Here is a 13,241-nt window from a genome sequence, read left to right on the forward strand (position 1 = left end):
CTTGAAAAATAAAGGTTTTTTCCTGTTTAATGCATAACTTTAAAAAGGATAATTATTGCAAAACATGATATAATGTTCCGCTAATTAGGGACTATTGTCCACCGTCCTAAAAAAACAGGACTAAAAAAGTAAAATTTTAAGTAAATTACCCTTTTTTTATAGCTTAAAATTTTGTAGAATTATACGAATTTTCACTTTAAATAATAAAAAAACCAAGTTTTACCGCAAAAAAACGGTTTACTTGGTTCAAAAAAAACGAGGTGCCATAATATCAGTTCTTATTGAAAATGTATCAATTCAGGACTTTTCGAAAAAGTCAGCATTAATTTACAACTTCAGGAGTACAACTAACCCGAAAAATACCGATACCTTATTACCTAATTTACTCCTCCAAAGAGCGGGTATAGTCCTAAATACGAGCTAATTTTTATGAAAAAAAGATAGCATTCGACGTGTTTTCCCCTCAATAGGCACTGATGCCGGTTGAGTACCAAATGAATTATCTTCAATAACACACTGTGCATTGTTCAAAAAATAAGTCTCCCATGGTCTCCCCAGCCGCTCAGAGATTACATTATAGGCTTCACGCAATCGGAAGCCCCTGCGTTCAACATGATGTGCATCTGATGAAACGAGATGAATAAGACCGTTTTTGCAAAGGGACCAAGCCGATTTTTCAATTCGTTTGCCAAAACCCCCAAGCAAGGAATGAGTTGTAACCTGGGCAAAGGCGCCCAAATCAATTAATTCACCCAGCCGCTCCGGATTCTTCATAATTTCGGCATTACGTTCAGGATGGGCGATAATCGGTTTAAGCTTCATTATTTTAAGTTCATGAATTAGCTCATAAATTTCCTGTGGTATTCGAGAGGAAGGCATCTCAAGCAACACATACTTCGAGTTCGCCAGCGGAAGCAACTCCGTTCTATACCAAGCCTCCAGAAAATCATAATGCATCCGGATCTCTTGTCCAGGCAAGATCGTAACAGGTATCCCGGCCGCTATCAACTGTTCGTTAGCATGCTTGGTGTGCTCTACCACTTCGCTAGCTATGTTGTCATATCTCCCGTTCGCATGATGCGGTGTTGCTATTATTGTTGTGATACCTTCTGAGGCCGCAACCCTGGCCATATTCATTGTATCTTCCCAAGTCTGCGCACCATCATCCAGTCCAGGCAGGATATGCGTATGTATATCTATCATGTTATTCTCACTTTCCAAAGGAATGTAATAAACAACATTTAAACATTTCATTATAATGGTGTCAACAAATCCTCCCTGTCGTGCTGGAATCAGAAAAAAGAGAGCATCCGCCCGCAAGCCAATACAATTGACCTTACCGGACGGACGCTCTTATTCGGAGATTCTATAGATATCGGCAAGGTCCGTCAAGAACCTCCGTGGCACTCCTGATCTTGCTTCCTGGCTGTTGTGTGCACCGGATTACAATGCGGGCACTGCTGGCACAGCTGAACCCGATTCCCGAAAATGGTGCGGATTGTGGATATAATTGTGGTCTCCGGTGCCATGGTATGAAGCAGGATTCGGTCGGGGGACAAGGATATTAGCGTGCTGACCACCTGATCCTCCATCTCCAGTTCCAGATCGCCCATTTTAGCCACCACCATGCCGCTGGAGCTTTCACGGATCGGCGAGAAGGATTGATTAAATATGCTGAACTCCTGGCCCCCATGATGGACGAGGTGCACCAGAGGAGTCAGAGGCTCCTGAAATTGGACAAAGTACTGCAGCAATTGAAGGAACTCTTCATATTGTTGATCCAGCAAATACTCCTCCATGGCCAAGTCAATCGTCTCTTGCAGCATCTCCTTGTACAGCGTCAGCCGAAAGGCAATAAATCCGCTTAGATCCAAATACTGGGATTCAAGCAAATAACTCTGGAGTGTGTTCAGCACGAGCTCTCTCCGGCGCTGCCGAATCAATTGATCCCCTGCCTCATCTCCATTAAGAAAGCTAAGCCAGAACCGCTCGGCCCGGGCCCGGTCGTTCGGCTCAACAAAGGCATACCGCCGATCAGCCAAGACACCGGCAAGGTCAGCTTCGCACTGCTCTAGAATATAATCCGCCAAGCCTGCTGCAATACTGTTGATTGCCTCTTCGTCCCTGTCCTTCATTTGAACGAGCGCTCTGCCCGACTCATCATAATCAATCGTCCATGACTGTGGAGGCATGTTATGTCCCCCCATTCCGCTGCCTCTTCCAATTATATATTCAAGGAGCCGTGTGCCATGATCAGTACCGGTTCGATCTGCCCTTAATACAAAATATCCCATACGCTCCGCCCCTTTCGTTGTCTTCCCAAAGTATATGGCGGGGAAGAAACGGATATACGAGGTCAGGCTTATGGAATGTTAACCAGCATTTCCAATTCGCTAAAAACGGTACAGCTTTAAGCTTTACCTGAGTTCATTCGCATGAACTCCCCCTTCCTCAAGATTAGTTAATTTGGAAAATAAAAAACGTTTGTTGAGTTCATCCGGCCGGATAACTCAACAAACGTTTTATCATATTTTAGTTTTGCATGATGAAATCATTTTCGATTTTAGCCTGCTCGTCATCAAATACGCGCAGGATATCGTATCGAGTATTACGCTGAGCAGGAATCTTGCCGGCGGAGCGAATGATCGACAGAATCGATTCGATGTTGACTTTATGAGTCGCACCCGCGGATGACACCACATTCTCTTCAATCATCGTACTGCCAAAGTCATCGCAGCCGTAACGAAGCGACAGTTTGCCAATCTCAGGCCCCATCGTTACCCAGGAGGATTGAAGATGCTTAATATTATCCAGTACGATCCGGCTGATCGCCACAGTCTTCAGGTAAGCCTCCGGTGTCTGACGCTCCAGCTTCAAATTCGTATTATCCGGCTGGAAGGTCCATGGAATAAAGGCAAGAAAGCCTTCGGAAGAATAGTTGTTATTCAGGCATTCATCCTGAGCCTCGCGAACACGAAGCAAGTGAAGCGCCCGCTCCTCATTGGATTCGCCAAGACCAATGACCATCGTCGCTGTTGTATTCATGCCGATCTTGTGCGCAGTCTGCATAACATCCATCCAGTCGCGCCAGGAGCCCTTCAATCGGCTGATCTTACGGCGGGTCCGGTCATCCAGAATTTCTGCGCCGCCTCCGGGAAGGGAGTCCAGTCCGGCTGCATGAATCTCGCGCACAACTTCTTCCAGACTAAGCCCTTCCGACACTTCCTTCATCTTCATGATCTCCGCCGGAGAGAAGGAGTGCATGGTAATATCCGGAAATTGACTCTTAATCTTCCGAAGCAAATCGGTATAATAGCTGAAGGGCAGGTTAGGATTCGTGCCGCCTTGCATCAAAATTTCAGTGCCGCCAACATCAACGGTTTCCTGAATCTTTTGCATAATTACTTCATCGGGAAGAACGTACCCTTCCTCCGACCCTGGCCGGCGGTAAAATGCACAGAACCGGCAATACACGTCACAGATGTTCGTATAATTGACATTTCGTCCGATAACAAAGGTTGTGATCGGATCCGGATGTCTGCGTTCCATCAGCACATTGGCGGTATGGCCCATCTTCTCTATTTCATTAGAATCAAAAAGTGCAATTGTCTCTTCCAGCTCAAGGCGCTCGCCCTGCAATGCTTTGTTTAAAATATGGTCAATTACGGCCATGGATCTGCCTCCTTGCATTTCCTTTAAATTGCTACTATATCGTAACATACTCATTTTAAAAAAACAGCACCCGATTCTCTCAGGTGCCATGCAGCGAACTAATGTTTGTATGCATAAGATTAATACGCGCGTAAGGTTTGTACGAGTTAGGCAACGTATAAATTATTCTTGCGATCGCTGTTGCTCACGAATTTTTCTGGCTAAACTAAGCCATCCTAAACACACCAGCAACAGTCACTTCATCATTAGCCTTCAAGCGCCTGCCCCAAATCCTCGATCAAGTCCTCGATATCTTCGAGTCCCACAGAGAAGCGAAGCAATCCGTCCGTGATTCCACGCTCGCTTCGCACCTCGGCAGGCATAGAAGCATGAGACATCATCGCCGGATACGAGAGGATGCTCTCCACGGCTCCAAGACTGACAGCCACCAACGGAAGCTTGACCCGGCTAAGCACCTGCTTTGCCCGTTCTTGAGAGCCCACATCGAAGGAGACAACCGCACCATACCCTGTGGATTGCTTCTCCTGAATTTCCCGCCCAGGATGAGAAGCAAGTCCAGGATAATAGACCGCCGGGATATCGGACCGTCCCTGCAGCCAATCTGCCAGCTTGCGGGCACTTGTCTCGCTGCGCTCCATTCTGGCTCCAAGCGTCTTCATCCCGCGCATAAGCAGCCAGGATTCCTGCGCTCCCAGGACGGTTCCCAGTCCATTCTGCAAATATTTCAGCTGATTACCCAGTTCTTCGGTACGCGCGACTGCCAGTCCAGCCAACACATCGCTATGTCCCCCGAGAAACTTGGTCGCACTATGCAGGACAATATCTACTCCAAGTTCGATCGGGCGCTGGTAGTAAGGAGTCATAAAGGTGTTGTCCACCATGCTGATCAATTGATGCTGACTTGCCCATGCGGCAACCGCTGCGATATCGGTAATTTTCAGGGTCGGATTCGAAGGCGTCTCCATAAAGACCCCTTTCGTATTCGGACGCAGCGCAGCCTTGACAGCAGACAAGTCCGTCATATCAACAAAGGTTGTCTCTATGTTCATCCGGCTTAGAATCTGGGTCAGCAGCCGATAAGTCCCCCCGTACACATCCTCGGTAACGATCAGATGATCACCGGCCGAGAACAGCATAAATGCCGTAGAAATAGCAGACATGCCGCTGGAAAAGGCAAATCCCCGTGCTCCGCCTTCCAACAGAGTAATATATTCCTCTAGTGCCTGACGAGTCGGATTGCCGGATCTGCTGTAATCGTATTCCGGCGGATTATAGATGTCATGGTGATGGAAGGTAGAAGCCTGGTAGATCGGCACGCTGGAGGCGCCGGTTGCCGCATCTACTTCACTGCCGAAATGAATCAGCTTCGTATCGAATTTAGTCATTGATGGCTTCCTCCTTCCACCTCTTGCCGAGCCGCCTCGAGAGCTTGTGCCAAATCCCCGATCAGATCATCCACGTGCTCGATGCCCACCGAGAACCGGAGCAGCCGATCATCCACACCGACCGCAGCGCGAATCTCTTCAGGAATATCGGCATGGGTCTGAACCGCCGGGTAAGTCATCAACGATTCCACCCCGCCCAAGCTCTCGGCAAATGCGATTAACCGCAGATGACGCAGCACCGGCTCAACGTATCTTGCGTCTGTAACCTTGAAGGAGAAGATGCCCGTGTTGCCGCTGGACTGCTTCTTCTGAATCTCATAACCCGGATGGTCGCTCAGACCCGGATGGTACACGGTCTCCACCTGCGGATGCTCCTTGAGGTAGCGGGCAATCGCAAGCGCATTGCTCTCATGGCGCTCCATCCGGAGTGCCAAGGTTTTCATGCCTCGCATAAGCTGATAGGAGTCAGACGGACTAAGTACGGCGCCAATCGAATTGTGCAGGAAGCCCATTTCATTCGACAGCTCTTCTCCCTTGGTAACGATTAACCCGGCAAGCACGTCGTTATGGCCGCCCAAATACTTGGTGGCGCTATGTACGACGATATCCGCACCCAGCTCGATCGGACGCTGAAAGAGCGGTGTCAACAGCGTATTATCCACAATCGTAAGCAGTTGATGCTGCTTCGCCCACCCGCTGACGGCTTCCAGATCTGTAATCATCATCAGCGGATTGGTCGGCGTCTCGATAAACACCGCTTTGGTATGCGGCTTCCGTGCAGATTCCAATGCGTCCGCATCATTGGTATCGACATAAGAGGCTGTAATCCCGAAACGGGATAAAATTCGTTCAAGCAGGCGGTAGGTCCCCCCATACAAATCAAGAGACACGATCAGGTGATCTCCTTGTGAGAACAGACTAAACACCGTTTGCAATGCTGCCATACCGGAGCTGCAGGCAAATGCAGCATCCCCGCTTTCCAGTGAAGCTGATGCCTCCTCCAGGATACTCCGGGTCGGACTCTTGGTACGGGCATAATCGAATCCTGTGCTTTGGCCCAGCTTCGGATGACGAAAGGCTGTTGCCTGATAAATCGGATAATTAACGGCTCCCGTTACCGGCTCATCCATCGAGCCGATTTGAGCCAGCTTGCTTTCAATACGCCAATTGTTCTCTCCCACTTTGCTTCCCTCCAGCATATTTTTTAAATATGGTATATTAACTCGGAACTCTGATCAATATCATAGGGCGTTTCTTGATACACATAGTAGTTCAGCCAGTTGGAGAATAATAAGTTAGCATGTGCTCTCCAAGTCGATAACGGCGTTTGAGTCGGGTCGTCATTCGGGTAGTAATTTACAGGCAGATCAATTTCCATTCCTTTGGCTACGTCCCTGTCGTATTCCCATTTTAAGGAGTCCGGGTCATATTCGGAGTGGCCGGTCACGAAAATCTGCTTGCCGTCTTTCGATGACACCAGGTAAATACCTGCTTCCTTCGATTCCGCAAGAATCTCCAGCTCGGAATGGCGTTCGATATCCGCTCGGTTCACATCCGTATGACGGGAATGGGGAACCTGGAACACACCGTCAAAGCCTCTAAGCAGTTTCACATGCGGGGTGTTCACCCAGTGAGGGAAAATTCCGAAGCATTTCTTCGGCAAGGCTTGCTTGCGGACGCCATAGTGGTAATACAATCCCGCTTGGGAAGCCCAACAGATGTGCATTGTCGAGGTCACATGCGACTTGCTCCATTCGAAGATATCCTTAAGCTCGTTCCAGTAGTTTACTTCTTCAAATTCGAGCTGCTCTACCGGAGCACCGGTAATAATCATGCCGTCAAACCGATGGTCCTTAATCTCCTCAAAGGTTTTATAGAACATTTGCAGATGATCGGCAGAGGTGTTCTTCGAGGTATGGGTGCTTGGATGAAGCAAGACGATTTCAACTTGAAGCGGCGTGTTCCCAAGAAGGCGCAAAATCTGGGTTTCGGTCGTCTCCTTGGTCGGCATCAAATTAAGTATGGCAATCCGCAAAGGACGGATGTCTTGTTGATAAGCGCGGCTCTCATCCATCACAAATATATTTTCACCTGTCAGAACGTCTTTGGCCGGTAAATGATCGGGCACCTTAATCGGCATTTGAATCACTCCTTTTGAAATGTGAGCTCAACTTGCATAATAAAAAAACCTTACTCGCATAGAGAAAGGTCGTCATTTATAAAACATGCGCCTCTCTCATCTCTCAGAGCACGAAGTATGCACTTCATGTTCTGCAAGAATTAGCACCGTGCGACGTATCGCCGGTTGCCGGGTTTCATCGGGCTAGTCCCTCCACCTGCTCTTGATAAGAAAATCGTCTTCATATTCAGTTGTAAACTTAAAATTTGATATGCTGATTTTCATTATACATGAAATAGTAATTTTCACAAGCCATTTTCAGTCTGTGTCACAGAATCTTTTTGGTTGAAACTACTTCCATCCCGGCGTTATACTAGACAAGTATTTACGACCACTAAATAAAGAGGTGAATCCGAGAATGGAAGGCGACCCGAGGCCCCACAGTATTGTCCTGAAGTTTCAACTGCATAGGAAAGCGAATAGCCAGGCGACGGTGTGTGCCGGCGGGCTCTTTTTATTCCCGGTGTTACTATAGAAACACCTGCTTTGGCGTGTCTGGCCCGCCCCCTTACCCGAATCGCATTCTCTTTCCTATGCTCCCATGCAGCACTGAGCACACAGGCCGGTTACGGTCTGAATAAAGGAGTGAGTTCGAATGAAGATTCGGCACGTAATGAAGGGTATTTTTACAGTTATTGAAAATGTTGAGTTAACGACAACCGCACCGGAGGAAGGCTTCTACTGGATTGATGCGGACGTGGAAGACCTTGAAGTGCTTCAGCCTTTGTTCTCTCTGCACGATCTGGCAGTCGAAGACTGTATGACGGAAGAAGAACAGCGGCCAAAGATTGAAACCTATGATAATCATTATTTCATTGTCGTGAACAGCATCCGTTATGATGATGAAGAGATTTTCCTGCGTGCGCTCAGCATGTTTCTGGGGCGGCATTATATCATTACCGTGACCAAGCAGAAGATCAATGAGCTTAGAGCGATCAAGCCGATTCTGTGGGAGCAGGAGGTCAGCGAGCCTGACCGGTTTTTGTATTATTTAACCGACCTTGTAGTGGATAACTATTTCACCGTAGGCGATCGGATCGAGGTCAAGATTGAGAACCTGGAAGAAGACATTCTGATGCATACGAAGCGCTCGCATTTGAATGAAATCATCGGTCTTCGAAGCGAAATTTTATGGCTCAAGAAGGTGCTGGGACCACAGAAGGAAGTTATTAATATCCTGAACAAAAAGGACCTGCGGCTGATTGATGATCAGCTGCAAAAATACTTCAGCGATATTTATGAAAATGCCGTTAAGATCTCCGAAAACTTCGATACCTTCAGAGAGCTTGTAGGCAACTTGCGTGAAGCCTATCAGGCCGCCATCGCGAACCGAGCGAATGAAATCATGAGAGTATTCACAGCAATCACAACGATCTTCATTCCGCTGACCCTGATTACCGGGATCTACGGGATGAACTTTGATCATATGCCAGAGCTTCATGGGCAATACAGTTATTACATTGTGCTTGGCGTAATGCTGGCGCTTGGGGCAGGAATGTTCTATCTGTTCCGGAAGCGCGATTGGATCTGAAATCAAAGATTAATCTGTAAATTGTTACAGGGGCGGCCGTTAAGATACGGACCTGGAATACTTCCGGGCAGTATCTTAACGGCCGTCCTTTTCTTTTAAATACGGACGATCATACCGCCTTTCGGTTATAGCTTCTTTCTCTCCGGAATCTCATGCGAATCAGCCGCAGACGTTCATAAAGTGTCTCTTGTCCAGCGGCTTCAATCGCCTCGGCTGTATACAGCCGTTGAAGCACCGGCTTCAATAATTGATCGCCAAGCTCCTCGAAGGTATCCCACACCGCTTGGATATCTTCTACGGCCATGCCCTCCAGTTCCTTCCCGATAATCTCGTCCATGGAATAGCCGTCCTTCTCAAGCACTTCCAGCCATTCAACCAGCTCTCTGCGCTGAAGTCCTGTCGCCGTACAAATCCCTTCCAAATTGGAGCCGCGGACGGCCTCATCCATAATTTTGCGCCGCACAGTGATCCTTTCTGTCTCCATGCGGAATTTGGCCTCCTTCTGCTTGTATACCCAGGCGCGATAGACCTCATCATCAATCTGTCTGTCTACCCAATCCAATGGAAAATGGCCGGGGCGCTCTCCAGCAGCAGAAGCCATCATCGCAATCCATTCCTGACCGTATTCCGCTGCTTTTGCCGCTCCAACTCCCGGAAGCTGCATCAGCTCTTCATTGGTTAACGGCCTAAATACACTGATGAGCTTTAACAGCCGATTGCTTGCAATCATGTACGGAGGCTTGCGCAGCTCGGCTGCCTTCTTCCGTCTCCACAAGCTCAGTTCGCTATATAATGCTTCATTAGGATGCAGGTCGCTGTAGCATAGCAGCTTCTGCGCCACCCCCCGTCCCTGATACCCGTCCTGTCCATCCCAGATCCCTTCCAGAACCGGACGAAAGCCTTCGCTCAGCCTGATCACCAATTGATGCCTGTATACATGCAGCATCTCTGACCAGGAGGCCCCTTCGTACCAGATTGTCTCTGTGCTGCTCTCCGCAATGGTCTCGTTCCAGCCCATCCGCCAGATTCCCTCTTCCTCTCCAATCCAGACCTGGGCGTTATGGGGCATCGTCCCATTCTGCTGCTTCTCCAGACTGTTCAAAAAAATGATTCTCATAATAATCCCTCCTTCAAGTTCAGCTCCGGTATCAGGGGCAAATAAAAAAAGCACCCCCCTTGAATATTCAAGAGAGGTGCTTCCCCGTAACCATATACTGTTATTCCTAATAATACCATGCTCATCCAAACTGTCAATATGGCCTCATCTTTATTGCTTTCCATTGCTCCTTGACTCATGAAATCGTTATAATGACAAGAGAATACCTTACAGGAGGATTAGAAATGACAGAGCCCGAACAAGAATTGGATTTTTTATCCGACAGCACGGAACAGACATCCACACGATTCGTAACCTTCATCGGACCTTCCTTGCAGCGCTTTGACTTCGCGGTTACCTCCACCAACCGGTTTTACGGAAAGAAGCTGGTGACGGATTTGCAAAACGGAAAGAGCGCCATCCTTGGTAGTGATGATCTGGATGAGGAAGGGTATATTGAGCATGTCTTCAAGCTGAATGAGGAGGAGGCGTCAGAGCTTCGATTGTTCCTGGTTCAGGTTGTCGGAGACCCTTACTTTACAGACTAGACGAAGCTTCGTCAGTCTGTTTCTTGCTCCGCTTTAATTTGCAGCAAGTCCCATCCATGCACTCATGCTCGCCATTTCCAATTCTTCAAACTTGGTGATGACAGTGACCGGATCAAGGTTAAGACGGCAGCCGTCCGCCGTGCAGACCACATCCAGGTCGCAGCGGATCTCCGCGAGGCTTTTCGATAGGTGCAGCATATCCAGGTCATTCTCAATTTTGGTTCGAACGGATTTGGACAAGGAATCCAGATTCGCCAGAATCCCTTCAATGGAGCCGAATTCCTGCACAAGCTTCAGCGCCGTCTTCTCGCCAATGCCTTTTACTCCGGGGTAATTATCGCTCGTGTCCCCCATAAGACCCTTGAGGTCGATGATCTGGCGGGGCGTCAGTTGCTTCTCCTCCATCAGGCTTTCCGGGGAGTAGACCCTGTAATTGCCATGGCCCTTTTTCATAATAATAACCCGGGTACGTTCATTGACCAGCTGAAGCATGTCATGATCCCCGGTCAGGATATAGACATCCATCTCCTTGCTGAAGCGGGAAGCCAGGCTGCCAATACAATCGTCAGCCTCATAACCCGGGCAGCTAATATTCGGAATGTTCAGGCTCTCCATCACTTCTTGAATGACAGCGAACTGAGGAATCAGATCATCCGGCGCCTCGGAGCGGTTCCCCTTATAACCAGCAAATTGTTCTGCTCGAAACGTCTTCCCGCCCAAATCCCAGCAGCAAACAATATGCGTCGGATCGAACTTCTGAACCGCATCCCAGAAATAACGCATAAATCCATACACCGCATTGGTTGGCAAGCCAGCCTTGGTCCGACGGATATACCCTGTCACGGCAGAGGCGTAGTAAGCCCGGAACATCAAAGCCATGCCGTCGACAAGCAGAACCTTTTCTTCTTCCATATTCAGGTTCATTCTAGATTCTCCTTCCAGGCTTGCTCATACATCTCTTCCTTGAAGCCTACTGTCACACGGGTGCCGTCATATACGATCGGCCGCTTGATCAGCATCCCGTTCGAAGCGAGCAATGCCATCTGCTCCTCGCGGCTCATCGCAGGAAGCTTGTCCTTCAATCCTTGCTCACGATAGGCGTCACCGCTTGTATTCCAGAATTTCTTCAGCTCCAGTCCGCTCTTGTCCAGCAGTTCAGCGAGCTCCTTAACGGATGGAGGAGCCTCTTTGATATTGCGCAAATCAAGCTCAAATCCTTGCTGTTCCAGCCATTTCACTGCCTTGCGGCAGGTTCCGCACGGGGGATATTGATAGACAACCAGTCTGCTCATCCTTCTGTTCCTCCTTCAAGTCTCTGTCTCAGCAACTGCATATCGGCAGGCAACGGGGCCTTAAATAACAGTTCTTCTCCAGTTAACGGGTGCCGGAATCCCAGCTCTGAAGCATGCAGGGCCTGTCTCCCGATCCACTCCTCCATGGAGTCCGTCTCTCCATGCTCCAAGGTGTACATCTTGTCCCCTATCAAAGGATGGCCGATCGAGGTCATATGAACCCGGATTTGATGGGTTCTCCCGGTACCTAGGCGTAATTCAACCTGTGCTCCTATTTCACCCGGATAGCAATGAATCACTTTATAGCTTGTCAAAGCAGGGTAACCCTCCGGGGTAACGATTCTCCGGTGAGGCTGCTCCGGATCCCGGTCAATGGGACCGTCAATAGTGCCTTCCGGATGCTCCGGGCACCCGTACACCAGAGCTGTATATTTTTTAGTCACCGTCCCTGCGATCAACTGCTCGGAAATATGCTGATGAATATATGCATTTTTTGCAATTGCAATCAAACCGCTTGTCTCCTGATCCAGCCGATGCACCGGTCGGAAGCGATACTGCTTCCCCTGCTCCTGCCAATAGTACACCACCCCATTAGCTAATGTATCCGTATAGTGACCATGGGTAGGATGCACAATGATACCCGATGCTTTATTCACGATTAATAGAGCGTCATCTTCATACACGATATCAAAGGGAATAGGCTGAGGAAGTATATCCTCCGACGACTCCTTCTCCAGGGAGATGGATACCCAATCCCCCGTTTTCACTAGCGCGCTAATATACACCCTGGTTCCGTTCAACAGTACACCGCGCTCCGTCAGCTTGATTCGTGACATCAGCTTGCGGGATACCCCCAGCTTTCGCTGCAATACCTTCTTTACCTGCCAGCCATTCTCATCCTCGGTTACCAGGTAAGAGATAGGATCATAATACGAGCTCATTTCCCAGACTTGCCGAACACATTGGCACTGCGAATATATTCGACATCCTCCTGATCCAAACGGTAGTTGGCAACCCGTGAAGCCGCAAAGAAATAATCGGACAGCCGGTTGAGATAGATCAGAACCTCCGCATTGCCTTGCTTGGTCCGGAAAAGACTCACTACTCTCCGTTCAGCACGACGGCAGACTGTCCGGCAGACATGGAGTGCTGCAGCCAATTGGGTTCGGCCTGGAAGGATGAATTTTTCGATTGGCGGCGTTTCCTGCTGATATTGATCCATCCAAACCTCGAGCCGAGCCGATAGCTCTTCGCGGACTTTATACCGATCCTCATCCTCTGTCGCATAGGCCAGATCAGCTCCGCAATCGAACAATTCATGCTGAATCTGTTGAAGCTGGTCGCTTAAGTCTCCGAAGCGCGCAGGATCCACGTAAGCGGCAGCCAAGCCAACATAGCTGTTCAATTCATCAATCGTACCATAAGCCTCTATCCGAAGATCATCCTTATCGACTCTTCCTCCTATAACCGAGGTTTGCCCCGTATCTCCGGTTCGCGTATACAATTTCATATGCTCTCCCCGCTTTCTGTCTCCAATA

Annotated in this window: 13 protein-coding genes and 1 riboswitch; of the genes, 2 read left to right on the plus strand and 11 right to left on the minus strand. The window is 48.8% G+C overall.

Annotated elements, in window-relative coordinates:
* Nucleotides 1-420: 420 nt before the first annotated feature.
* From KI362_RS12040 to metA, 6 genes are all read right to left on the minus strand, one after another.
* Entirely contained in the window at nucleotides 421-1,254 is an 834-nt protein-coding gene (locus KI362_RS12040) for a tyrosine-protein phosphatase (protein WP_301627421.1), read from the minus strand.
* A gap of 134 nt (nucleotides 1,255-1,388) precedes the next feature.
* Nucleotides 1,389-2,192 (minus strand): putative sporulation protein YtxC, encoded by an 804-nt coding sequence (locus KI362_RS12045; protein ID WP_301627422.1) that lies wholly within the window; start codon nucleotides 2,190-2,192, stop codon nucleotides 1,389-1,391.
* A gap of 340 nt (nucleotides 2,193-2,532) precedes the next feature.
* The gene (mqnC, locus tag KI362_RS12050) at nucleotides 2,533-3,672 is read right to left on the minus strand and encodes a cyclic dehypoxanthinyl futalosine synthase (RefSeq protein ID WP_044477627.1); all 1,140 of its coding nucleotides are present in this window, start codon (nucleotides 3,670-3,672) and stop codon (nucleotides 2,533-2,535) included.
* Between the two features lie 245 nt (nucleotides 3,673-3,917).
* Nucleotides 3,918-5,057 carry a trans-sulfuration enzyme family protein gene (locus KI362_RS12055; RefSeq protein WP_301627423.1) on the minus strand — a complete coding sequence of 380 codons (1,140 nt, stop codon included), beginning with the start codon at nucleotides 5,055-5,057 and terminating at the stop codon, nucleotides 3,918-3,920.
* A complete protein-coding gene (locus KI362_RS12060; RefSeq protein ID WP_374705658.1) occupies nucleotides 5,054-6,187 on the minus strand; it encodes an aminotransferase class I/II-fold pyridoxal phosphate-dependent enzyme in 1,134 nt (377 codons plus the stop codon). Before KI362_RS12060 ends, KI362_RS12055 begins: the two co-directional genes overlap by 4 nt.
* A 74-nt stretch (nucleotides 6,188-6,261) precedes the next feature.
* On the minus strand, nucleotides 6,262-7,197 hold the full coding sequence (gene metA, locus KI362_RS12065; RefSeq protein WP_044477624.1) for a homoserine O-acetyltransferase MetA: 936 nt from the start codon (nucleotides 7,195-7,197) through the stop codon (nucleotides 6,262-6,264).
* Between the two features lie 93 nt (nucleotides 7,198-7,290).
* Nucleotides 7,291-7,409: riboswitch (SAM riboswitch) on the minus strand.
* 422 nt (nucleotides 7,410-7,831) lie between these two features.
* Between metA and corA the strand changes: the two genes are divergently transcribed.
* Nucleotides 7,832-8,767, plus strand: a complete 936-nt coding sequence (gene corA / locus KI362_RS12070) for a magnesium/cobalt transporter CorA (protein WP_044477623.1) — start codon at nucleotides 7,832-7,834, stop codon at nucleotides 8,765-8,767.
* A gap of 109 nt (nucleotides 8,768-8,876) precedes the next feature.
* Here corA and KI362_RS12075 read toward each other — a convergent pair whose 3' ends face one another.
* A complete protein-coding gene (locus KI362_RS12075) occupies nucleotides 8,877-9,884 on the minus strand; it encodes an HRDC domain-containing protein (protein WP_301627425.1) in 1,008 nt (335 codons plus the stop codon).
* Nucleotides 9,885-10,108: 224 nt separating this feature from the next.
* Here KI362_RS12075 and KI362_RS12080 point away from each other — a divergent pair, with 224 nt between their 5' ends.
* Nucleotides 10,109-10,411, plus strand: coding sequence for a DUF3055 domain-containing protein (locus tag KI362_RS12080; protein WP_301627426.1), 303 nt, complete (start codon nucleotides 10,109-10,111; stop codon nucleotides 10,409-10,411).
* 33 nt (nucleotides 10,412-10,444) lie between these two features.
* Here the strand turns inward: KI362_RS12080 and KI362_RS12085 are convergent, their stop codons facing one another.
* The 4 genes from KI362_RS12085 to KI362_RS12100 are packed head-to-tail and all read right to left on the minus strand — an operon-like array spanning nucleotide 10,445 to nucleotide 13,213.
* Nucleotides 10,445-11,335: a 5'-3' exonuclease gene (locus tag KI362_RS12085; protein WP_301627427.1), complete on the minus strand. Its 891-nt coding sequence runs from the start codon at nucleotides 11,333-11,335 to the stop codon at nucleotides 10,445-10,447.
* Complete coding sequence (locus tag KI362_RS12090) at nucleotides 11,332-11,703, minus strand: arsenate reductase family protein (protein ID WP_301627428.1); 372 nt, start codon at nucleotides 11,701-11,703, stop codon at nucleotides 11,332-11,334. The genes KI362_RS12085 and KI362_RS12090 overlap by 4 nt, the downstream gene beginning before the upstream one ends.
* Nucleotides 11,700-12,644, minus strand: a complete 945-nt coding sequence (locus tag KI362_RS12095) for an RluA family pseudouridine synthase (protein WP_301627429.1) — start codon at nucleotides 12,642-12,644, stop codon at nucleotides 11,700-11,702. Before KI362_RS12095 ends, KI362_RS12090 begins: the two co-directional genes overlap by 4 nt.
* Nucleotides 12,641-13,213: a cob(I)yrinic acid a,c-diamide adenosyltransferase gene (locus tag KI362_RS12100; protein ID WP_301627430.1), complete on the minus strand. Its 573-nt coding sequence runs from the start codon at nucleotides 13,211-13,213 to the stop codon at nucleotides 12,641-12,643. Before KI362_RS12100 ends, KI362_RS12095 begins: the two co-directional genes overlap by 4 nt.
* Between the last annotated feature and the right edge of the window lie 28 nt (nucleotides 13,214-13,241).

This window comes from Paenibacillus apis (assembly GCF_018333295.1).
Classification (GTDB): domain Bacteria; phylum Bacillota; class Bacilli; order Paenibacillales; family Paenibacillaceae; genus Fontibacillus; species Fontibacillus antibioticophila.

Coding starts and splice junctions, on each gene's coding strand:
- KI362_RS12040 (WP_301627421.1), bottom strand. CDS start 1,254: ATGAAATGTTTAAATGTTGTTTATTACATTCCTTTGGAAAGTGAGAAT.
- KI362_RS12045 (WP_301627422.1), bottom strand. CDS start 2,192: ATGCCTCCACAGTCATGGACGATTGATTATGATGAGTCGGGCAGAGCG.
- mqnC (WP_044477627.1), bottom strand. CDS start 3,672: ATGGCCGTAATTGACCATATTTTAAACAAAGCATTGCAGGGCGAGCGC.
- KI362_RS12055 (WP_301627423.1), bottom strand. CDS start 5,057: ATGACTAAATTCGATACGAAGCTGATTCATTTCGGCAGTGAAGTAGAT.
- KI362_RS12060 (WP_374705658.1), bottom strand. CDS start 6,187: ATGGATGAGCCGGTAACGGGAGCCGTTAATTATCCGATTTATCAGGCA.
- metA (WP_044477624.1), bottom strand. CDS start 7,197: ATGCCGATTAAGGTGCCCGATCATTTACCGGCCAAAGACGTTCTGACA.
- corA (WP_044477623.1), top strand. CDS start 7,832: ATGAAGATTCGGCACGTAATGAAGGGTATTTTTACAGTTATTGAAAAT.
- KI362_RS12075 (WP_301627425.1), bottom strand. CDS start 9,884: ATGAGAATCATTTTTTTGAACAGTCTGGAGAAGCAGCAGAATGGGACG.
- KI362_RS12080 (WP_301627426.1), top strand. CDS start 10,109: ATGACAGAGCCCGAACAAGAATTGGATTTTTTATCCGACAGCACGGAA.
- KI362_RS12085 (WP_301627427.1), bottom strand. CDS start 11,335: ATGAACCTGAATATGGAAGAAGAAAAGGTTCTGCTTGTCGACGGCATG.
- KI362_RS12090 (WP_301627428.1), bottom strand. CDS start 11,703: ATGAGCAGACTGGTTGTCTATCAATATCCCCCGTGCGGAACCTGCCGC.
- KI362_RS12095 (WP_301627429.1), bottom strand. CDS start 12,644: ATGAGCTCGTATTATGATCCTATCTCTTACCTGGTAACCGAGGATGAG.
- KI362_RS12100 (WP_301627430.1), bottom strand. CDS start 13,213: ATGAAATTGTATACGCGAACCGGAGATACGGGGCAAACCTCGGTTATA.